At 66.4% G+C, this 21290-nt stretch carries 19 protein-coding genes and 3 tRNA genes; 8 read left to right on the top strand and 14 right to left on the bottom strand.

Annotated elements, in window-relative coordinates; translation table 11 throughout:
- Positions 1 to 5: 5 nt before the first annotated feature.
- Positions 6 to 539, bottom strand: a complete 534-nt coding sequence (locus ACOYR3_RS11135; protein WP_422846475.1) for a winged helix DNA-binding protein — start codon at positions 537 to 539, stop codon at positions 6 to 8.
- A gap of 182 nt (positions 540 to 721) precedes the next feature.
- Between ACOYR3_RS11135 and ACOYR3_RS11130 the strand changes: the two genes are divergently transcribed.
- The 5 genes from ACOYR3_RS11130 (at position 722) to ACOYR3_RS11110 (ending at position 4977) form a co-directional block, all read left to right on the top strand.
- A complete protein-coding gene (locus ACOYR3_RS11130; RefSeq protein WP_422846474.1) occupies positions 722 to 1708 on the top strand; it encodes a TRAP transporter substrate-binding protein in 987 nt (328 codons plus the stop codon).
- 18 nt (positions 1709 to 1726) lie between these two features.
- Positions 1727 to 2236 carry a TRAP transporter small permease gene (locus tag ACOYR3_RS11125; RefSeq protein ID WP_422846473.1) on the top strand — a complete coding sequence of 170 codons (510 nt, stop codon included), beginning with the start codon at positions 1727 to 1729 and terminating at the stop codon, positions 2234 to 2236.
- Positions 2237 to 2261: 25 nt separating this feature from the next.
- On the top strand, positions 2262 to 3566 hold the full coding sequence (locus tag ACOYR3_RS11120; RefSeq protein WP_422846472.1) for a TRAP transporter large permease: 1305 nt from the start codon (positions 2262 to 2264) through the stop codon (positions 3564 to 3566).
- Positions 3567 to 3621: 55 nt separating this feature from the next.
- Entirely contained in the window at positions 3622 to 4005 is a 384-nt protein-coding gene (gene crcB / locus ACOYR3_RS11115) for a fluoride efflux transporter CrcB (protein WP_422846471.1), read from the top strand.
- Between the two features lie 108 nt (positions 4006 to 4113).
- Positions 4114 to 4977 (top strand): TIGR00730 family Rossman fold protein, encoded by an 864-nt coding sequence (locus ACOYR3_RS11110; RefSeq protein WP_422846470.1) that lies wholly within the window; start codon positions 4114 to 4116, stop codon positions 4975 to 4977.
- 36 nt (positions 4978 to 5013) lie between these two features.
- Here ACOYR3_RS11110 and ACOYR3_RS11105 read toward each other — a convergent pair whose 3' ends face one another.
- The 8 genes from ACOYR3_RS11105 to ACOYR3_RS11070 form a co-directional block, all read right to left on the bottom strand.
- Positions 5014 to 6183, bottom strand: a complete 1170-nt coding sequence (locus tag ACOYR3_RS11105) for an MFS transporter (protein ID WP_422846469.1) — start codon at positions 6181 to 6183, stop codon at positions 5014 to 5016.
- Positions 6180 to 7736, bottom strand: a complete 1557-nt coding sequence (rmuC, locus tag ACOYR3_RS11100; RefSeq protein WP_422846468.1) for a DNA recombination protein RmuC — start codon at positions 7734 to 7736, stop codon at positions 6180 to 6182. Before rmuC ends, ACOYR3_RS11105 begins: the two co-directional genes overlap by 4 nt.
- A gap of 272 nt (positions 7737 to 8008) precedes the next feature.
- Complete coding sequence (locus ACOYR3_RS11095; RefSeq protein WP_422846467.1) at positions 8009 to 8245, bottom strand: hypothetical protein; 237 nt, start codon at positions 8243 to 8245, stop codon at positions 8009 to 8011.
- A gap of 18 nt (positions 8246 to 8263) precedes the next feature.
- Positions 8264 to 9244, bottom strand: a complete 981-nt coding sequence (locus ACOYR3_RS11090) for a 2-hydroxyacid dehydrogenase (RefSeq protein ID WP_422846466.1) — start codon at positions 9242 to 9244, stop codon at positions 8264 to 8266.
- Between the two features lie 77 nt (positions 9245 to 9321).
- Positions 9322 to 10734, bottom strand: coding sequence for a sodium:proton antiporter (locus ACOYR3_RS11085; protein WP_422846465.1), 1413 nt, complete (start codon positions 10732 to 10734; stop codon positions 9322 to 9324).
- 66 nt (positions 10735 to 10800) lie between these two features.
- Positions 10801 to 12021 (bottom strand): nicotinate phosphoribosyltransferase, encoded by a 1221-nt coding sequence (gene pncB, locus ACOYR3_RS11080; protein WP_422846464.1) that lies wholly within the window; start codon positions 12019 to 12021, stop codon positions 10801 to 10803.
- 186 nt (positions 12022 to 12207) lie between these two features.
- Positions 12208 to 12666: an acyl-CoA thioesterase gene (locus ACOYR3_RS11075; RefSeq protein ID WP_422846463.1), complete on the bottom strand. Its 459-nt coding sequence runs from the start codon at positions 12664 to 12666 to the stop codon at positions 12208 to 12210.
- Entirely contained in the window at positions 12663 to 13607 is a 945-nt protein-coding gene (locus ACOYR3_RS11070) for a histone deacetylase (RefSeq protein ID WP_422846462.1), read from the bottom strand. The genes ACOYR3_RS11075 and ACOYR3_RS11070 overlap by 4 nt, the downstream gene beginning before the upstream one ends.
- A 198-nt stretch (positions 13608 to 13805) precedes the next feature.
- Here ACOYR3_RS11070 and ACOYR3_RS11065 point away from each other — a divergent pair, with 198 nt between their 5' ends.
- The 3 genes from ACOYR3_RS11065 (at position 13806) to ACOYR3_RS11055 (ending at position 16673) form a co-directional block, all read left to right on the top strand.
- Positions 13806 to 14354, top strand: a complete 549-nt coding sequence (locus ACOYR3_RS11065; RefSeq protein WP_422846461.1) for a phasin family protein — start codon at positions 13806 to 13808, stop codon at positions 14352 to 14354.
- Positions 14355 to 14726: 372 nt separating this feature from the next.
- On the top strand, positions 14727 to 15779 hold the full coding sequence (locus ACOYR3_RS11060) for an extracellular solute-binding protein (RefSeq protein ID WP_422846460.1): 1053 nt from the start codon (positions 14727 to 14729) through the stop codon (positions 15777 to 15779).
- Between the two features lie 135 nt (positions 15780 to 15914).
- Positions 15915 to 16673, top strand: a complete 759-nt coding sequence (locus ACOYR3_RS11055) for a 3-hydroxyacyl-CoA dehydrogenase (protein WP_291487528.1) — start codon at positions 15915 to 15917, stop codon at positions 16671 to 16673.
- A gap of 102 nt (positions 16674 to 16775) precedes the next feature.
- Here ACOYR3_RS11055 and ACOYR3_RS11050 read toward each other — a convergent pair whose 3' ends face one another.
- From ACOYR3_RS11050 to ACOYR3_RS11030, 5 genes are all read right to left on the bottom strand, one after another.
- On the bottom strand, positions 16776 to 17804 hold the full coding sequence (locus ACOYR3_RS11050) for an IS30 family transposase (RefSeq protein WP_422845032.1): 1029 nt from the start codon (positions 17802 to 17804) through the stop codon (positions 16776 to 16778).
- Between the two features lie 94 nt (positions 17805 to 17898).
- Positions 17899 to 20796, bottom strand: a complete 2898-nt coding sequence (locus ACOYR3_RS11045) for a bifunctional diguanylate cyclase/phosphodiesterase (protein ID WP_422846459.1) — start codon at positions 20794 to 20796, stop codon at positions 17899 to 17901.
- 138 nt (positions 20797 to 20934) lie between these two features.
- Positions 20935 to 21011 (bottom strand) — tRNA-Asp (locus tag ACOYR3_RS11040).
- 50 nt (positions 21012 to 21061) lie between these two features.
- A tRNA-Glu gene (locus tag ACOYR3_RS11035) sits at positions 21062 to 21137 on the bottom strand.
- A gap of 35 nt (positions 21138 to 21172) precedes the next feature.
- Positions 21173 to 21248, bottom strand: a tRNA-Ala gene (locus ACOYR3_RS11030).
- Between the last annotated feature and the right edge of the window lie 42 nt (positions 21249 to 21290).

The following is a 21290-nucleotide window of genomic DNA, read 5'->3' as shown; positions in this document are numbered from 1 at the left end:
CGCGGCTACAGCGAGGCTGCCGAGCGTGCCGCCTGGTCGTATATGCCCGAGAGCACACGCAGCAATCGCGCCAGCTCGCCAATGTCCTTGTTCAGCGCGTCGTCGGCGTTGAGGGCATCGATCAGGCAGCTCTCGCGGATTTCGCGGTAGCGCTGCACGTAGCTGCGGCCAAGATCCGTGGCGGCGTAGGTCACTTCCTTGCCGTTCTTGTGCGAGGCGACCACGCCCAGGTTCTGCAGCTTTTTCAGCGAGTAGTTCACCAGGTGCGTGTCTTCCACGTTCATGATGAAGCAGATGTCCGCCAGACGCTTGTCGCGCGCGCGGTGCGTGACGTGGTGCAGCACGAGCACATCGAGCGGCATCAGGTCCTTGAGCCCGGCCGCGGCCATGCAGTGCACCACCCAGCGGTGGAAGGCGTTGCCCGCCACGATGAGGCCGAACTCGAACTCGCTCATCTCGGCGCTCTGGGCCGACACGAGGTGCGCGGAGGACACGATGGGCACGGTATCGGAAGGGTTCTTGGCCACAGGTTTGATCATCCTCGACTCCGCTGGCGCGCGGGCTGGCACAGGATGTGCATGCGCCGCATTGTAGGCATGTTGATAATAATTTGTCGGTAATTTGTCGACATTGAGGCAACTACCTATGCCGCAAACGGCCCGCCTCCGATACATTGCTTACATATCGTTTTGTCCCTCAACCAACCCACTGTGGAGTCTCCATGAAGCGTCGTCGCATCTTCCCCGTCACGGCATTGGGCGTGGCACTGGCCCTGGGCCTGTCCGCCGGTTCGGCGTTTGCACAGACCAAATGGGACCTGGCGGCCGCCTACCCGGCCACCAACTTCCACACCGAGAACATGGTGCAGCTGGCCAACGACGTGGACAAGGCCACGGGCGGCAAGCTCAAGATCACGGTGCACGCCAACGCAGCCCTGTTCAAGGCGCCCGAAATCAAGCGCGCGGTGCAAGGCGGCCAGGCCCAGATGGGCGAGATCCTGCTGGCAAACTTCCAGAACGAATGGCAGCTCTTCGGCGTGGACGGCCTGCCCTTCCTGGCGGACAGCTACGACGCGTCCAAGAAGCTCTATGCCGCGCAGAAGCCTTTCCTGGAAAAGAAGCTGGCCGAGCAAGGCATGGTGCTGCTCTACGCCGTGGCATGGCCGCCGCAAGGCATCTACACCAAGAAGGCACTGACCTCTGCTGCCGACCTCAAGGGCATCAAGTGGCGCGCCTACAGCCCCGCCACGGCCCGCATTGCCGAACTGGTGGGTGCCCAGCCCGTGACGGTGCAGGCGGCCGAGTTCTCGCAGGCGCTGGCCACGGGGGTGGTCGAATCGACCATGACCTCTGGCGCCACGGGTGTGGACAGCAAGCTGTACGAGCACCTCAAGTACTACTACGACACCCAGGCCTGGCTGCCCAAGAACGCCGTGCTGGTGAACAAGAAGGCGTTTGACGCGCTGGACAAACCGCTGAAGGACGCCCTGCTCAAGGCCGGCGCCGACGCCGAGGCGCGCGGCTGGGCCGCCAGCGCCAAGGTCAACACGGACACCGTGGCCAAGCTCAAGGCCAACGGCATGGCCGTGGAGGCCCCGCCCGCAGCCCTGAAGGCCGACATGGCCAAGGTGGGCGACACCATGCTCAAGGAGTGGCTGGACAAGGCCGGCCCCGAAGGCAAGGCCCTGATCGACGCCTACCGCAAGTAAGCCCGGGCACCCACGCAAATGCGCCGTCTGCTGGACTTTCTGTACGACAGCGCCGCCGCCCTGGCGGCGCTTTTCATGGTCGGGCTGCTGGGCATGGTGCTGCTGTCCATTGCCAGCCGGCAGTTCCACTTCCACGTGCCGGGCACCGACGCGTATGCCGGCTACCTGATGGCCGCGTCCGGCTTTCTGGCGCTGGCCCACACGCTCAAGCGCGGCGAGCACATCCGCGTGACGCTGCTGCTGAACTTCCTCAAGGGCGGCGCCAAGAAGGCCTTCGAGGTGTGGGCCCTGGCCATCGCCACGCTGCTGGCCGCGCTGTTCGCGGTGTACAGCTGCAAGCTGGCGTGGCAGTCGCTTGAATTCCACGACATCTCCACCAGCAGCGACGCCACGCCGCTGTGGATTCCGCAGATCGCCATGGCCGTCGGCACGGTGATCCTCGCCATCGCCTTTGTCGACGAGCTGGTGCTGGAGCTGCTGGGCCGGCGCGCCCAGGCCGCGCCGGGCGAAGCCCTGCGCAACGAATAGACCTTTCGACCTACCGGACGTCCCCATGAGTGACCTTGCCATTACCGGACTGCTGGTCCTTTCGCTGTTCCTGATCCTGGGCAGCGGCGTGTGGATCGGGCTGACCCTTTCGGGCGTGGCCTGGATCGGCATGCAGCTGTTCTCCTCGCGCCCCGCGGGCGATGCCATGGCGGTGACGATCTGGGGCAGCGCCTCCAGCTGGACGCTCACCGCCCTGCCCCTGTTCATCTGGATGGGCGAGATCCTGTTCCGCACCCGGCTGTCGCAGGACATGTTCAAGGGCCTGGCGCCCTGGGTGCAGGCCCTGCCGGGGCGGCTGCTGCACACCAATGTGGTGGGCTGCACCATCTTTGCGGCGGTGTCGGGGTCGAGTGCCGCCACCTGCGCCACCATCGGCAAGATGACGCTGCCCGAGCTGACGCGCCGCGGCTACCCCGAGCACATGGTGGTGGGCACGCTGGCGGGCGCGAGCACGCTGGGCCTGCTGATCCCGCCCTCCATCATCATGATCGTCTACGGCGTGTCGGCCGAGGTGTCCATCTCGCAGCTGTTCATTGCCGGCGTGCTGCCAGGCGTGCTGCTGGCCGCGCTGTTCTCGGGCTACATCATGGTCTGGGCCTTGCGCCATCCCGAACAGGTGCCCGCCGCGGACATGCGCATGACGCTGGCGCAGAAGCTGTCCGAGTCGCGCAGCCTCATCCCCGTGGTGCTGCTCATCGCGGCCGTGCTGGGCAGCATCTACACCGGCTTCGCCACGGCCACCGAAGCAGCTGCGGTGGGGGTGGTGGGCTCGCTGGTGCTGTCGGCCGTGCAGGGCTCCATGAACTGGAGCACCTTCAAGGAATCGCTGATGGGCGCCACGCGCCTGTACTGCATGATCGCGCTGATCCTGGCGGGCGCGGCGTTCCTCACGCTGTCCATGGGCTATATCGGGTTGCCACGCCACCTTGCGGAGTGGATCGCCTCCCTGGGCCTGAACCAGGCGCAGCTCATCGTGGCGCTGGCGGTGTTCTACATCGTGCTGGGCTGCTTCCTCGACGGCATCTCCATGGTGGTGCTGACCATGGGCGTGCTCATGCCCACGGTGCAGGCCGCGGGCATCGACACCATCTGGTTCGGCATCTTCATCGTGCTGGTCGTGGAAATGGCGCAGATCACCCCGCCCGTGGGATTCAACCTCTTCGTGCTGCAAGGCATGACGGGCCGCCAGCTGCCGTGGATTGCCAAGGTCGCGCTGCCCATGTTCCTGCTCATGTGCGGCGCCGTGGCCCTGATCTACCTGTTCCCCGCCATCGTGACCTGGCTGCCCCAGCAGATGGCGGCGCGCTGAAAAGCCCGGCTCCGGTGCCGCCCGCGGACCGGCGTCGTTGCGCGACAATGCCGTGATGCTGAACGTTCTTGCCATTTGCCTGGGTGCCTGCGTGGGCGCGCTGGCGCGCTGGCGCCTGGGGCTGTGGCTCAGCCCCGGCGGCCTGATCCCCTGGGGCACCGTGGCCGCCAACCTGGTCGGGGGCTATCTCGTCGGCCTGTGCGTGGCCCTCTTCCACGCCCTGCCGCAGATCGACCCGCTCTGGCGCCTTGCGCTGGTGACCGGGTTCCTGGGCGCACTCACCACGTTCTCCAGCTTCTCGGCCGAAGTAGTCGAAATGCTGATGGCCCAGCGCTACGCCCTGGCCCTGGGCACGGCGGCACTCCACCTGTTCGGGTCGCTGTGCCTCACGGCGCTCGGCATCCAGACCGCTTCACTATTCATAGCATCTCGCGCTTGATAGACTTGCGCCCCGGGCATTTTTTATGCTTATAGCCCGGTGCCAGGCCCCCGCAGTGCCGGCCCGCCCCGCGCCCCTGCCCCGACTGATTTCCTTTCAAAGCCTCCCATGGACGCCAACACCCAACTGAACGAACGCCGCCTGGCCGATGCCTGGGCGGAACTGCACAACCACGCCACCAACGGCAACCCGCTGCACGCCGACGCCTACCGCCTTGCCTTTGCCGACCCCGAGTTCCTGTTCCGCCGCGAGACACGCGGCATCCGCTTTCAGCTGGAGATGCTCAAGCCCGACCTGGGCCAGGCCGAGCAAGGCATCGAGAACACCGTGGTGGTCTACGGCAGCGCCCGCTTTGTGGCGCCCGACGAAGCCGCGGCCCAGCTGGCCGAGGCCGAAGCCAGCGGCGACGAAGTGCGCCTGGTGCGCGCGCGGCTGGCGGTGCGCAACGCCCGCTATTACGACCTGGCCCGGCAGTTCGCCAAGCTGGTGGCCGAATACAGCGAACGCCAGCGCCCGGCCGACCGCATCTACATCTGCACCGGCGGCGGCCCCGGCATCATGGAGGCCGCCAACCGCGGCGCCCACGACGCTGGCGCGCTGAACGTGGGCCTGAACATCGCCCTGCCCCATGAGCAAAGCGGCAACCGCTTCATCTCGCCCTCGCTGAGCTTCAAGTTCCACTACTTCGCGCTGCGCAAGATGCACTTCATGATGCGTGCCAAGGCGCTGGTGGCCTTCCCGGGCGGCTTTGGCACGCTGGACGAGCTGTTCGAGGTGCTGACCCTGGTACAGACCGGCAAGGCCAAGCCGGTGCCCATCGTGCTGTTCGGCACGGACTACTGGAAGCGCCTGATCAACTTCGACGTGCTGGTCGAGGAAGGCACCATCTCGCAGCAGGACCTGGGCCTGTTCCACTACACCGATGACCCCGAGGAAGCCTGGAAGCTGATCAAGGCGTTCTACCAGCTCTGACGCCGCCCCCGGCCCGCCGGGACCGGCGGGCACCAACTACCGCCCCGCGATCCGCCAGGCCAGCCGTGCGCCCAGGCCGCTGAGCGCGCCCACCGCCCAGAACAGGCCGTTGACCCCCACCACCGCGCCGGCGGACCCGAACAGCAGCGGCATGAGCACGCTGGACGCATTGATGGCCATGAGCCGCAGGCCGAGCGCCTCGCCCTGGCGGTGGTGCGGCGTGATCTGGTGCAGCAGGCTCATCACCATGGGCTGCCCCGTGCCCAGCACCAGGCCCAGCAGCACCGAGCACAGCCCCATGGCCCAGGCGCTGCCCAGCCACGGATACACGCCAAAGAGCACGGCCGTGGCCACCAGCGCCCCCGCCATCACGGCCTGTTCGCGCAGCCGGCCCGCCACGAACGGCATCAGCACGCGGACCAACGTCGCCGCCACGGCAAACGCGCCAAAGATGGTGCCGATGACGGCCGCCGACAGTCCGCGCTCGTGGCCCAGCAACGGCACGGCAAACGCGTGCACATCCCAGCACGAGGAGATCATCCAGTTGACGATCAGCAGGCGCCGGAACGGCGCGTCCTGCAGCAGGTCCCAGGCCCGCCGGGGTCCGTCGCCCGCGGTGGCGGCCGCTGGCGCGGGCGGAAGCTCCGGCACGCCCCGCACGGCCCACCACCCCAGCAGGGGCAGCACCGCCAGCAGCACGAAGGCGGCGCGGTAGCCCTGCAGGCTGCCGGGCGCGCCGGCCGCATGGTCGATGACCAGCCCCGCGGCAAACGGGCCGATGAAATTGGACACCGCCGGGCCGATGGACAGCCAGCTGAACACCCGCTTGAGCTCCGTGGCATCGTGCACGGCCCGCCCGGCGTGGCGCTGCACGGCAATGATGACGGCGCCGGAAGCACCGCCCGCCAGCAACGCAGCCAGGCACATGACCGGGAAGACCGGCCACGCGGCAGCCAGCCCGGCGCCCAGGCAGGTGGCGGCCACGGCGCCGCCCACCGGCCGGCGCAGGCCCCGCCGGTCCGCATAGCGGCCCGCGGGCAGCGCCAGGAACACCTGGGTCAGCGCAAACAGCGCCACCAGCAGGCCCACCGCCGCGGCGCTGTACCCCTCCCGCAGTGCCCACAGCGGCGCGGCCAGCCGCAGGCCCGCCATGCTGGCGTGCACGCAGACCTGGCCGGCGATCAGGCGGGCCAGCGTGGCGGTCACGGCGCGTCGTCCTCTGCGTCCATGCCGGGCAGCGCGGACGCGCCGCCGCCCGGCTGCGGCACGGCGGCCGCCCCGGCCTGGGGCGCCGGCAGCTCCTGCACGTCGCGCAGCTTGCGCTGGATGGCGCGGGTGCGCACGCCCACCTCGTCAAACTTCTTGGCGGCGGCGTCGATGGACTTCTTGGTCGCCTCCACCACGTCGCCGAACTTGGCGAACTCGGTCTTCACCGTGCCCAGCAGGCCCCACACCTCGGACGAGCGCTTCTCGATCGCCAGCGTCTTGAAGCCCATCTGCAGGCTGCTGAGCATGGCCGCCAGATTGGCCGGGCCGGTGATCATCACGCGGCAGTCGTTCTGCACGGCCTCCACCAGGCCGGGGCGTCGGATCACCTCGGCAAACAGGCCTTCGGTGGGCAGGTACAGCACCGCGAAGTCGGTGGTGTACGGCGGCGAGACGTACTTGGCGAAGATCTTGCGGGCCTCGAGCTTGATGGAGGTCTCGAAGGCATTGCCCGCCGCCACGATGGCCACCTTGTCCGCGGCGTCCTGCGCGTCCAGCAGGCGCTGGTATTGCTCCACCGGGTACTTGGAGTCGATGGGCAGCCACACGGGCTGCTCGTCGCGCTTGCCGGGCAGGCGGATGGCGAACTCGACCAGTTCGTCGCTGCCCGGCACGGTCTTCACGTTGCGGGCGTATTGCTCGGGCGTGAGCACGTTGTCGATGATCGCACCCAGCTGCATCTCGCCCCAGGTGCCGCGCGACTTCACGTTGGTCATCACGCGCTTCAGGTCGCCCACGCTGCCGGCCAGGGTCTGCATCTCGCCCAGGCCCTTGTGCACCTGCTCCAGCCGGTCGCTCACCAGCTTGAACGATTCGCCCAGGCGCTGCTCCAGGGTGGCGTGGAGCTTTTCGTCCACCGTGCGGCGCATTTCCTCCAGCTTGGTGGCGTTGTCGGCCTGGATGGCGGCCAGCCGCTCGTTGAGCGCGGCGCGCAGCTGCTCGGCGTTCTGCTGGCTGCCCTGCACCATGCCGGCAAGCTGCTGGGAAACCGCGTCCTGCAGCACGGCAAACTGGTTCCTGATCTGCGTGCCGTTGGCTTCGAGCTGGTCCTTGAGCGCTTGCGACATGGTGCCCAGCTGCGCATGGGTGTCGCCCTTGAGCGAATCGAGCGTCTGGCGCGTGGCGGCGTCCAGCGCTGCGAGGCGCTGCTCCAGCCGCGCCTCAAAGACGCCAAAGGCCGCCAGCAGTTCGGCGCGGCCGTTGCGCGATTCGGCCACCGCTTGCGCCAGGCGCTCGTCGACCGCGTGGCGCAGCCCCTCCTGCGTGGTCTGCGTGGTCTGCGTGAAGGCCCGCAGCTGCTGGCCCATGCCGTCCAGCGCCCCGTCGTTCTTGGCCACTGCCAGCTGGGTCGCCTGGACGGTGCGCTCCAGCACCTGCAGGCGGGCCAGCCATTCGGGCGGCAGGTCCACGCGGGGCCGGCGCAGCAGGAGCAGCACCAGCAGCACAAGAACCAGCACCACGCCAGCCAGCAGAACAAGGGTATCGGTCGTCAAGGTAAATTCACTATTATTTTGATAGCTGCTAGCGCTTTCTGCATAGGCTCTAGAGGCCATTTTTACCTGATTAGTTACTTGTCTCAGATACCACTCCATCCGTTCGGGCTGAGCCTGTCGAAGCCAGGGCTTGCAGCGTGCGGGCAAGGCTTCGACAGGCTCAGCCCGAACGGGTGGGGAAGAGAAAGCGTCTGAGGTAGGTCGCTAGTCAGGCAATTTTTCCAAAAAAGAAAATTGAAATATCTCAGCGATCAGCCATGCCGCTCGACAAGCTACTTTTCCCAGAAAGCGTCAATCAAATCGCCATCCTGGCTCATCAGCCACCATTCAATCACCAGATCACGGCGCCCGATTCCCACCACCCCGAGCATGCCGCGGGGTGCCGACAAACGAGGGCAACGCCACAGTACGTCGCCCGGTTGCATGACGGCGCGCACGGCCGTCCGCACAGCCTGCGGTACAGCGGGATCATCCACATCCACCGGACGGTCTTCAACCTCTTCTTCCATGCTGTTCCTTTACGGCGATCAGGTGCGCGCCGGCTGGTTCACCGGCGTGAGCGGGCCGCGCCCGTCAAAGAACGCAACCAGGTTGTCCGCGGCCAGGCCGGCCATGGCGCGGCGCGTGGGCACCGTGGCGCTGGCGATGTGGGGCGTGAGCACGACGTTGGGCACGGTGAGCAGGCCGGGGTGGACCTGCGGCTCGCCCTCGAACACATCCAGCCCCGCGGCGGCGATGCGGCCTTCGCGCAGCGCCACGGCCAGGGCGGCGTCGTCCACGATGCCGCCGCGCGCAATGTTGACCAGCGTGGCCGTGGGCTTCATCAGCGCCAGCTCGGCTGCGCCGATGGTGTGGTGCGATTCCGGGGTATAGGGCACCACCAGCACCACATGGTCGGCGGTGCGCAGCAGTTCCTCTTTGCCCACGTAGGTGGCCTTGCATTCGGCCTCCAGCGCGGGCGCCAGGCGCGAGCGGTTGTGGTAGACCACCTTCATGCCGAAGCCGTGCGCGCCGCGCCGGGCGATGCCCTGCCCGATGCGGCCCATGCCGATGATGCCCAGCGTGCTGCCGTGGATGTCGCTGCCGGCGAACATGTCGTAGCTCCACTTGGTCCACTTTCCGGCGCGCAGGTAATGCTCGCTCTCGGTCATGCGGCGGGCCGTGGCCATCAGCAGGGCAAAGCCGAAGTCGGCCGTGGTCTCGGTCAGCACATCGGGCGTGTTGGTGCCCTGCACGCCGGCGGCGGTCATGGCGTCCACGTCGAAGTTGTTGTAGCCCACGGCCATGTTGGCCACGATCTTCAGGCGCGGCGCCGCCGACAGCAGCGCCGCGTCGATGCGCTGGCTGCCGGTGGTCAGCGCACCGTCCTTGTCGGCCAGGCGCGCAGCCAGCTCGGCGGGCGTCCAGATGACGTCGCCGGGGTTGTCCTCCACGTCGAAATGCTGGCGCAGGCGGTCCACGATGTCGGGGAAGATCGCGCGGGCGACCAGGATGCGGGGTTTGCTCATGAGTCTTGAATCTCCAAACTATTCGCAAGGCACGCCCGCCTATGAACCTGGCGTGGTCCAAGCCAGTGGCCGCCGAGCTATCTAAACCAGATGAAAGTCATGACGATGAAGAGCGGCACCAGAATCCCGCCCGACCACAGCATGTAGCCGAAGAAGCTGGGCATCTTCACGCCGCGGTCCTCCGCGATGGCCTTGACCATCATGTTGGGCGCGTTGCCGATGTAGCTGTTGGCGCCCATGAACACCGAGCCCGCCGAGATGGCCGCAAGCGTGGGCGCCAGGGTGGTCATGAGCACGGCCGGGTCGCCGCCCGCGGTGTTGAAGAACACCAGGTAGGTGGGCGCGTTGTCCAGGAACGAGCTGAGCGCCCCCGCAGCCCAGAAGTACATGGCCGGGTCGGGGGATCCGTCCGCGCGGGTCACGGCCGACACGATGGCGCCGAACGGGCCGTTCACGCCCGCCTTGAGCATGGCGATGACGGGAATGATGGTGAGGAAGATGCCGGCGAACAGCTTGGCCACCTCCTGCATGGGGCCCCAGCTGAACTGGTTGTCCTCGTGCACCTGCCGCGGCGTGACGGCCAGCGACACGAGGGTGACCAGGATCAGCCCCGCGTCGCGCATGATGCCGGGCAGGCCGACTTCGGCACCCGCGACCGTGAACGACACCGGCGACTTCCAGAGCCCGCTCATCAGCACCAGCGCCACCACCACGCCCAGCAGCGCGAAGTTGGCCTTGCCGTCGAAGCCTATGGCAGGAGTGTCGGGCGTGGGGTCGGTCTTGAGCAGTTCTTCGCGGCGGTGGTAGTACCAGGAATCCAGCGCGAAGAACAGGGCCAGCAGCACGCCCACCAGGAACAGCGTTTCCGGCAGGATGTGCCCCACCGTCCAGAAGAAGTCCACGCCCTTGAGGAAGCCCAGGAACAGCGGCGGGTCGCCCAGCGGGGTGAGCGAGCCGCCCGCGTTGGAGACGATGAAGATGAAGAACACGACCACGTGCGCCACGTGCTTGCGGTTGTCGTTGGCACGGATCAGCGGGCGGATCATCAGCATGGACGCCCCGGTCGTGCCCATGAAGCTCGCCAGCACGGCGCCAATGGCCAGGATGGCCGTGTTCAGCAGCGGGCTGCCGTGCAGGTTGCCGCGGATGTAGATGCCCCCCGCCACCGTGAACAGCGCCGTCAGCAGGATCACGAAGGGAAGGTACTCGGCCACCAGCGCATGCAGGAAGCTCGCGCCCGCGGCGCCCGGCCCGAAGGCGACGGCGAAAGGCAGCAGGAACGCGAGCGCCCAGCCCGCGGCCACCTTGCCGAAGTGGTGGTGCCAGAAGATCGGCGCCAGCAGCGGCATCAGCGCGATGGACAGCAGGATGCCTGCAAATGGCACGCCCCACAGCACCGACAGCGTGCTGCCGTCGATGTCGGCCGCCTGCGCCAGGCCCGGCAGCAGGGCGAGAAGGCCGGCCCCCGCCAGCCCACGCGAAATCTTCATGGTCGTTGTCTCCGTCTCTGGGTCAAAAAACAGTGCGCCCCGGCCCCGGGTGCGCCGCGCCGCGCTTCAGGCGGGCGAAGGGATCTCGAACACCTGTCGCAGGTAGGCCAGGTACTTCTCGTCGTCGCACATGCCTTTGCCCGGGGTGTCCGAGAGCTTGGCCACCGGCTGGCCGTTGCAACGCGTCATCTTGATCACCACCTGCAGAGGCTCGTGCGCGGGCGGGCTACCCAGGTCGTTGGTCAGGTTGGTGCCTATGCCGAACGCCAGCTGGCACCGGCCGCGGAATTGCTGGTACAGCTCGATGGTGCGCGGCACGGTGAGCGCGTCGCTGAAGATCAGGGTCTTGGTCAGTGGGTCGACCCGGTTCTTGCGGTAGTGGTCCAGCAGCCGCTCGCCCCAGGCAAACGGATCGCCGCTGTCGTGGCGCGCCCCGTCGAAGAGCTTGCAGAAGTACAGGTCGAAATCGCGCAGGAAGGCGCTCATGCCGTAGACGTCCGACAGGGCAATGCCCAGGTCGCCGCGGTATTCCTTGGCCCACATCTCGAAGCCGAACACCTGGCTGTCGCGCAGGCGCGGGCCCAGGGCCTGGCAGGCCTGCAGGTATTCGTGCGCCATGGTGCCCAGCGGGGTGACGCCGAGCTTCATCGCGTAGAGCACGTTGCTGGTGCCGGCGAACTGGCCAGGGCCGGCCGGCGCGCCGGGGCGGCGGTCGCCCGTGCCCAGGCGCGCCACCAGCACACGCAGCACCTCCTCGTGCCACGCGCGCGAAAACCGGCGGCGCGTACCGTAGTCGGCAATCTTCAGGTCCGACAGGCCCTCGCCCTGCAGCAGCGCGATCTTCTCGTCCAGCCGCCGGCGGCCCTCCGGAAAGTCGGGCACCTTCTGCGTGTTGCGGAAATAGACCTCGTTGACGATGGCCAGCACGGGGATTTCAAACAGGATCGTGTGCAGCCACGGCCCCCGGATGGTGATGTCGATTTCGCCGTTGTGCTGGGGCGTGAGCGTGATGTACTTCTCGTTGAGCTTGAAGAGCCCCAGAAAGTCCACGAAATCGCTCTTGATGAAGCGCAGCGAGCGCAGGTAGGCCAGCTCGGCATCCTGGAACTGCAGGCTGCACAGCGAGCGGATCTCGTCACGGATCTCGTTGGCAAACGGCGCCAGCTGCACGCCGGGATTGCGGCACTTGAACTTGTATTCCACCTGCGCGCTGGGAAACTGGTGCAGCACCACCTGCATCATGGTGAACTTGTACAGGTCGGTGTCGAGCAGGCTGGTAATGATCATGGGCAGGGCGGGCGCAGGAGCAGGCGGGTGGGCCGCGGCCGGGGCAGCGAAGCCGCAAAGTGTAGGCCATCGGCGCCGGCCGCGCCGTGCAGCCGCCACGGCGTCAGCCCGGGTTCAGCCACGGCGCGGCGGCGCGGGGCCGCCCGCGTTTCAGACCGCGTTCCAGCCCGTCCCTTGACCGGTGTCTCAGCCCGGCACCACCAGGGCCTGCAGCACGGAGCGCAGGGCCTCCGGCACCGGCACGGGCCGGCGGGTGGCGCGGTCCACATACACATGGATGAAATGGCCTGCGGCGGCCGTCATCGGTTCGCCTTGCGCAAACAGCCCCACCTCGTAGCGCACGCTGGAGCCCCCCAGGCGCGCCACCCGGATGCCGGCCTCCACGGTCTGCGGGAACGCCAGCGGGGCAAAGTAGTTGCACTGGGTCTCGATGACCAGGCCAATGGTGCCCCCGGCGTGGATCTCCAGCACGCCCTGGTCGATCAGGTGGGCGTTCACCGCCGTATCAAACCAGCTGTAGTACACGACATTGTTGACATGGCCATACACGTCGTTGTCGGCCCAGCGGGTGCTGATGGAACGAAACGCGCGGTAGGCGCTGCGCGGCTGCGGGGCCGGACGGCCGGTGGGGGCGGAGGAAGTCATGGCCGGGCATTCTGCCAGCGGCGGTGGTATTCCAGCGCGACCCGCCAGGTGGTGAGCTGGGCCTGCACGGTGTCCGCAAGATCGCGCCCGTAGCCGCCAGCCATCACGAACGCCAGCGGAATGCGCCGCTGCCACGCCCAGTCGAACACGCGCCGGTCCCGCGCTTCCAGCCCGTCGTGGGTGAGGGACAGCCGCCCGAGGCGGTCGCCCTGGTGCGGATCGGCGCCCGCCAGGTACAGGAGGAACTGCGGGGCGAACTGCTGCTCCAGGGTGTCCAGCGCCTGCTCCAGCACCTGCAGGTAGTGCGCGTCGCCGCAGCCGTCGGGCAGCTCGCAGTCCAGGTCGCTGGCCTCCTTGCGGAACGGGAAATTGCGCGCGCCGTGCAGCGACAGGGTGAACACGCTGTGGTCCTCGCTGAAGATGTGGGCCGTGCCATTGCCCTGGTGCACATCCAGGTCGATCACCGCCACGGCCAGCGGGACGGCGCCGCGCCGCGCGCCAGCCGCCCGGCCCTGCTCCCGCTGCATCTGCCGCGCGGCCACCGCCACGTCGTTGAACACGCAAAAGCCGCTGCCCTTGTCGGCATAGGCATGGTGCGTGCCGCCCGCCAGGCTGCCGGCAATCCCGCGCTGCAGTGCGTCCCGGCTCGCGGCCAGGGTGGCGCCCACGGAACGGCGGGCGCGCTCGGCCATGGCCTCGCTCCAGGGAAAGCCGATCTCGCGCTGCGCGGCCGGCGCGAGGGTGCCCTCGGCCACCGCGTCGATGTAATGCCGCGTGTGAACCGTCGCCAGTTCGTGGTCAGTCGCTGCGGGCGCGGCGCACAGCGTCACCTGCGGCAGGTGCTGCACGATCGCGTCGCGCAGCAGCCGGTACTTGGCCATCGGAAAGCGGTGGCCTTCGGGCAGCGGCAGCACGAAATGGTCTGCGTAGTAGGCATGCATGACACGATTGTGGCCGGCGGGGGCGTTCTGGGGCCGCACCCCTAATTTGCTGCAGCGCAACAAAAACCCCTTGCAATGCCTGCGCAACGCCCTAGAATTCGCCCCATGCTGCACTGCAACATGACTTGATCAGTACAGGGCAGTTGTCTGTAGAACCACCTCGCTCCGCTGCGGAGCACCATCCTTAGGAGAGATGACATGACGCTGACCGCTGAACAAATCCTGGCCTCCCACAAAGCCAACATCGAAACGCTGTTTGGCCTGACCACCAAGGCCTTCGAAGGCGTGGAAAAGCTCGTCGAGCTGAACGTGACCGCCTCGCGCGCTGCCCTGTCCGAAGCCTCGAACCACGCACAAGCCGTGCTGGGCGTGAAGGACGCGCAAGAACTCCTGGCCCTGCAAGCCGGCCTGTTCCAGCCCCTGGCTGAAAAGACCGCTGCCTACAGCCGCCACCTGTATGACATCGCCTCCGGTACCGGCGCTGAATTTGGCAAGGCTTTCGAAACCCAGGCCGCTGACGCCCAGAAGGCGTTCACCAACCTGGTGGACAGCGCCGCTAAGAATGCCCCCGCCGGTTCCGAAACCGCCGTGGCCGTGATGAAGAGCGCCGTCTCGGCCGCCAACAACGCGTTTGAATCGGTGCAAAAGGCCGTCAAGCAGGCCTCCGATGTGGCCGAAGCCAACTTCAACGCCGTGGCCAGCACGGCAGCGAACGCCGCCAAGACGGCCGCTCCGCGCAAGCGCTAAGCCCTGCCGCGGTCTGGAGTCCCGACTCTAGGCCACGGTCCGGGAAAACCCGGATAATCCGATCACGCGTCGGGCCCTTGCGCTCCACGCACCAGTTGTCTCCTTGGATCCTCTCGAAACCCCCGTTTCAGGGATCCTTTTAAAGCCCGGTATCCACCGGGCTTTTTTTTGGCCGCGCGCCCACGGAACGGAGGGTTTCGCGGTCGGCACGCCCCCCTCGCCCGCGCTGCGCCGCAGGGCCTTGCGCGGCGCCATGGTGTCTCCAGCGCGGCCTGGGCCCTCCCCGAATTTCCGGCCTCAGCCCGGTTTTTTATTAAGAATAATTCGCGTTTGCTTTATCATTGGACGGTTACAACCTTGAAAGAAGTTTCCATGTCGATGACCGTGAAAGCCTTGCTGGGTGCTTGCGCCCTGGCCGCCGCCGCAGGTGCCGTACAAGCCCAGGAACAGGTGGTGAACCTCTACTCGGCCCGCCACTACTCCACCGACGAGGCGCTGTACAACGGATTCACCAAGGCCACGGGCATCAAGATCAACCGCGTGGACGCCGACGACGCCGGCATCCTGGCCCGCCTGAAGGCCGAAGGCGCCGCATCGCCGGCCGACGTGATCCTGCTGGTGGACGCCGCCCGCCTGTACAAGGGTGAGGTCGACGGCCTGTTCCAGCCCATCCACTCCAAGGTGCTCAACGACGCGATTCCCGCCAACCTGCGCAGCCAGCCGGCGGCCGACGGCGGCATCTCGTGGTTTGGCCTGTCCACCCGCGCCCGCCTGATCGTCTACAACAAGGTCAAGGTGCAGAAATCGGACGTGGACACCTACGAGGAGTTGGGCGATCCCAAGAACAAGGGCAAGCTGTGCATCCGGTCCGGCTCCCACCCCTACAACCTGAGCCTTTTCGGCGCCGTGACCGAGCACCTGGGCGAGCAAAAGGCCGAGGCCTGGCTCAAGGGCGTGGTGGCCAACCTCGCGCGGCCTCCCAAGGGCGGCGACACCGACCAGATCAAGGCCGTGGCGGCGGGCGAATGCGATATTGCCGTCACCAACAGCTACTACCTGGCCCGCATGATGCGGTCCAACAAGCCCGAGGACGTGGCCGTGGTCAACAAGGTGGGCGTGGTGTTCCCGAACCAGGAGTCCTGGGGCACTCACCTGAACATTGCCGGGGGCGCCGTGGCCCGGCATTCCAAGAACCAGGCCAACGCCATCAAGTTCCTGGAGTACCTTGCCAGCCCGGAGGCCCAGAACTATTTTGCCAACGGCAACAATGAATGGCCGGCCGCCAAGGGCGTGGCACTGGACAACCCGGCCCTCAAGGCCATGACGAACGGCCAGCCCTTCAAGAGCGAGACGATTCCGATCAGCGCCGTGGGCGCCAACACCACCAAGGTGCAGCAGATGCTGGACCGCGTGGGCTTCCCGTAAACCGCTGGACTGTCCCCTCCCCAGAGAGCCCGGCCCTGCCGGGCTTTTTTGTGGCACGGGCCGCCCCGGGCGGCTTTTCTGGCAAGGGTGGGCCATAATTGACGTTTACGTTAACGTCACTTACGGAGACAGCACATGGAAATCAAAGGCAAGGTATTCATCGTGACCGGCGGCGCGTCGGGTCTGGGCGAAGGCACGGCCCGCATGCTGGCGTCCCAGGGCGGCCAGGTGGTGATTGCCGACATGCAGCAGGAAAAGGGCGAAGCGGTCGCACGGGACATCGGCGGCGCCTTTGTGAAATGCGATGTGAGCAACGAGGCCGACGGCCAGGCCGTGGTGGCCAAGGCCGTCTCGATGGGCAAGCTGATGGGCCTGGTGAACTGCGCCGGCATCGCCCCCGCCGAAAAAACCGTGGGCAAGAACGGCGCCCACGCACTGGCCCTGTTCAGCAAGACCATCACGGTGAACCTGATCGGCAGCTTCAACATGATCCGCCTGGCGGCCGAAGCCATGAGCAAGAACGAGCCGGAAGCGACCGGCGAGCGTGGCGTGCTGATCTCCACCGCCAGCGTGGCAGCGTACGACGGGCAGATCGGCCAGGCGGCGTATTCGGCATCCAAGGGCGGGGTGGTGGGCATGACGCTGCCCATCGCCCGCGACCTGGCGCGCAACGGCATCCGCAACATGACGATCGCCCCCGGCATCTTTGGCACGCCCATGCTGTTTGGCATGCCGCAAGAGGTGCAGGACGCCCTGGCCGCCGGGGTGCCCTTCCCCAGCCGGCTGGGCACGCCCCAGGACTATGCCAAGCTGGTGCGCCACATTTTTGAGAACGACATGCTCAACGGCGAGGTGATTCGCCTGGACGGCGCGATCCGGCTGGCGCCGCGCTGAGCCATAGGGGCCGCGCAGCTGGCGCGATTCGCTCCTTCTTTAATAGCTGCTTGCGCAATCGGGGCGGGGGCGGATTCAAGTCCAAGTGCAACACTTATTCGCTCAGTGCATCGAACCAGGCTGTTGAGTCAACCGCTGTAAGTGCTGCGCATAAATCTCAAGAGGGGTGCTGTACCCCAAGGTCATCCTGGGGCGCCCATTGAGCTCGTCAGCCACCGCATCAAGTTGCTGCTGGGTGTAGCCACTGAGGTCGGTGCCCTTGGGGAAGTACTGGCGCAGCAGCCCATTGGTGTTCTCGTTGCTGCCCCGCTGCCAGGGACTGTAGGGATCACAGAAGTACACCTTCATGCCCGTTTTCTCGGTGAGCCTGGCATGCTCGGCCATCTCGCTGCCACGGTCGTAGGTCAGGCTCTGGCGCATGGGGCTGGCTATTGCATTGAGCTTGTCGCTGAACGCCTGTAGCACGTGCGCAGCCGTGGCCGGGTTGGGGTGTGGCAGCTTGACCAGCAGCACCAGGCGCGTGGTGCGCTCGACCAAGGTGCCGATGGCGCTGGCATTGTTGGCGCCCTTGATGAGATCCCCCTCCCAGTGGCCTGGCAGCTGACGGTCCTCAACCTCTGGAGGGCGCACATGGATGCTCAGCAGATCCTTGATCTCCCCACGCCGGTCATTGCCCTTGGAGCGAGGCCAACGCTTGGCATGGGCCAGGCGCAGGCAAGACACCAGCTCTTTCTTTAGCTCGCCGCGCGGCTGGGCGTAAATGCAGGTGTAGATGCTCTCGTGTGACACTCGTTGGCGCCGGTCGTTGGGGTGGAGTTTTTTCAGGTGCCCTGCAATCTGCTGGGGCGACCAATGCAGGTGCAAATACTCGCACACCTGCTTGAACAAGGCCCCTGGCCGGCTCAGTTTGGATTGAGGGCGACTAAAAATGCGGCGCCTACAACAGCGCTGATGGGCGAACCGGCTTGCGTAGCCGTTGCCCCCCGAGTTGCGGCGAACCTCCCTGCTGATTGTGCTGGCGCTGCGTCCCAAGGCTCTGGCGATAGCCCGGATGCTTTGCTTTTGCTGCAGCCCCAGCGCTATAGCGTGGCGTTCTGATTCTGTGACCTGCTCGTAGGTTCTTTTGCTCATAGACGTCTCAATTCTGAAGGGTGTTGCACTTCAGAATTGAGGCCGCCGGGCGCTAGCAGCCATTTCCCTGAGGCGCCCCGGCGCCTCTTGCTTTTTACAGGGACTCGCGCCCGGCCGGGCACACGAAATCTGTGGCCATCCAGGGGGCGAGCTCTTGCGCCGGAACGGGCCGGCTGAAGTAGTAGCCCTGCCCCGTCTGGCAGCCCAGCGCCCGCAGTGCCTCGCACTGCACCGCGGTCTCAACGCCCTCGGCAATGGCCTCCAGCTCCAGGCTTTGCGCCAGGCCGATGATGGCGCGCACGATATGCTGGGCGCTGGCGTCCTGGCCCAGGTGGCGCACAAAAGACTGGTCGATCTTGAGCTTGTGCACCCGCAGCCGCTGGATGTAGCTGAACGAGGAGTAGCCCGTGCCGAAGTCGTCGATGGACAGCTGAACGCCCAGCTCGAACAGTTGCTGCACGATGGCGATGACCTTCTCGGGAGCGTCCATCGCGATGCTTTCGGTCAGCTCCAGCTCCAGCACTTGTGCGGGAACGCCGCTCTCCTGCAGGGCTTCCCGCACCATGTCCACGAGCCCCGGATGGCGGAACTGCGCCATCGACAGGTTCACCGCCACCGTGAAGTCCGCACGCCCGGCCTGCCACCAGGTGCGCGCCTGGGCCAGCGCGGTTCGCAGCACCCATTCGCCAATGCCCAGGATCTGCCCGCTGCTTTCGGCCACCGGCACGAACTCCGCGGGGCTCACCGCCCCCAGCTCGGGGTGGTTCCAGCGCAGCAGTGCCTCCACGCCGGTCAGTTTTCCGTCCTTGAGCCGCACCTGCGGCTGGTAGTGCAGCGCCAGCTGGTTTTGCACGACCGCACTGCGCAAGGCATTCTCGATCTGCAAGACGCGCAGGGAGTGGGCCTGCATGTCGGCCGAAAAAAAGCGGTAGGTGTCGCGGCCCGTTTCCTTGGCGCGGAACATGGCCGCGTCGGCCCGCTGCGCCAGCGTCTCGAACTCGCGGCCGTCCTCCGGATACAGGGCAATCCCCACGGAGGACGTGACCACCAGTTCGTGACGGCCCAGCCTGCAGACCTGCCGGACCTCGGCCTGCAGTTTCTCGGCCACGTGGGCGGCATGCTGCGCATCGGTCAGCGGCAGCACGATGATGAACTCGTCCCCGCCGGGGCGGGACACGGTGTCTTCGTCGCGCAGCACATGCTGCAGGCGCCGCGCGATCTCTACCAGCAGTTCGTCGCCCACCTGGTGCCCCAGCGATTCATTGACGTTCTTGAAGTGGTCCAGGTCCAGGTACAGCAAGGCCAGGTGCTGGCCGCTGCGCTGGGACAGTGCCAAGGCCTGGCTGAACCGCGAAGCGAACATGGTCCGGTTCGGCAGCCCGGTGAGCGCGTCAAAGTTGACCAGCTTGCGGATGCGCTCCTCGTCCCGCTTGCGCTCGGTCACGTCCTCCTGCACCGCCAGATAGTGCGTGATGCGCCCGTGCTCATCGTGCAGCGGGGAGATGATGGCCGATTCATGGTACTCGCGGCCGTCCTTGCGGCGGTTGACGAACTCCCCCCGCCACGGCCGTCCGCTGGACAGGTGGGCCCACAGGTCGCGGTACACCGACTCGGGCGTCGTACCCGCGCTGAGCAAGCGGGGGTTGCGACCCATGACCTCCTCGGGGCCGTAGCCCGTGGTGACCGAGAACGACGGGTTCACGTACTCGATCCCCCCGTCCGCGCTGGTGATGACGATGGAGTTGGGCGCCTGCTCCACGGCATGCCGCAGCTTGCGCAGGGTGTCCAGGGCCTCCACACGCTCGGTGATGTCGCGCGCCAGCACCACAAAATGCGCCTCCGTGCCCTCCTCCATGGCCTGGCGGGCCACGGAAAGCTCGAACCAGTGCTTGCCGTCCGGCAGGTCCAGCGCATACTGGAAATTTCGGGCTACGCCGTGCTCGGCGGCGGCATCGATGGCCGCCTGGGCCACCGCCGCCACGTCCGGCGGCAGCACCTCTTGCAACGACCGGCCCAGCACGCGCTCCGCTGGCACCAGCAGCAGTTCGGGCTGCCGGGTGTGGATTCGCACGTACCGGCCTGTCCGCGTCATCTCGAACATCAGGTCGGGCACGGCGTCGAGCACGGCGCGCAGTGCCTTGTCCGACTGCTGCAGCGCGTTGTAAGGCGCCTCGATGGTGCCCACGAAGATCGCACGGTACAGGTAGTAGTAGCCCACCACCTTGTAGACGTGCCCGAGCAGGTTGAAAGGATCCGTCGCGGTGACGTAGAGCGTGAAGAAGAATTCGCTCAGTGCCATCACCCACACGGCCGCGAAGAGCCGCGGCACATCGAAGGACGCCCGCATGCGCGCACGCTGCAGCAGCACGGCCATGGAAACCGCATACAGGGCGATCACGCCATACTCCGCAGCCACCTTGAAGGGCGTGAGGCCCTGGGCGTCATAGGTTTGCGGATACCAGTGCGGGAATCCAAATATCACCGTGTGCACGGCGGCGACCACGAGCACCACCAGGGCCAGGATCCCGAACCGCCCGCCGCCCGCCGCGCCCAGCTCGCCCGGTGCCCGCCAGGGAATCGACAGCGCCCATAGCAGGCTCAGCGCTCCCATATAGCGTGCGGGCAGCCAGAAATTGATGGCTTTGGCGACGGAATTGGGCGTGACGTAGTCGGGCATGCCCGCATACGACAGCATGTGCGAGTAGTCGAGCAAGGCCACGCCAAGGAACCCGCACGCAAGGATGAAGACATTGCGCTGCGGATTGATGCTGTGGGCCTTCCACCCCACGGCGGCCACCAGCGCGGACACGACGATGGACAGCATCTCCAGCCCCTGGTGGAGCATCAGGTAGTGCTGAATCCGCCCGAGGTCCGCGGTCGAAAAATAGGCCCAGGCCGCCAGCATCGCCCCCGTCAGCCCCCACAACACCGGCATCACCGCCTTGAATCCGGTGATGTGCTGGGGATGGAAAAGCCAGTGGCGCGGAATCATGGCGGCGGTGTCGTTGTTATTTTTCCCCGGTCGAAACGCAGAGTGTTACACATTTTTGCACACCCGACGGCCATACTGCAGATGGCAGCGGCGAATAAAAAAACCGCTGCAGCCTGTTGACTGCAGCGGTTTTGGAACTGGCGGAGTGGACGGGACTCGAACCCGCGACCCCCGGCGTGACAGGCCGGTATTCTAACCAACTGAACTACCACTCCTGGCAGGCAGCTTTTTGCTTGCATTCCATGCAAGCCAAGCGCTACAAACTTGGCGACCCTACGGGGATTCGAACCCCGGTACTCACCGTGAAAGGGTGATGTCCTAGGCCTCTAGACGATAGGGTCAAAACCTGGGAACTAACCGTTCTCAATTATCAGATTGGTGGAGGTAAGCAGGATCGAACTGCTGACCTCTTGCATGCCATGCAAGCGCTCTCCCAGCTGAGCTATACCCCCACTTGAAGCAACAAACACTTTGTATTTGTTGTCATCATCTGA

The organism is Acidovorax sp. M2(2025) (assembly GCF_049330835.1).
In the GTDB taxonomy this organism is placed as follows: Bacteria; Pseudomonadota; Gammaproteobacteria; order Burkholderiales; family Burkholderiaceae_C; genus Acidovorax.
This window is presented reverse-complemented; position numbering and strand designations above follow the sequence as displayed.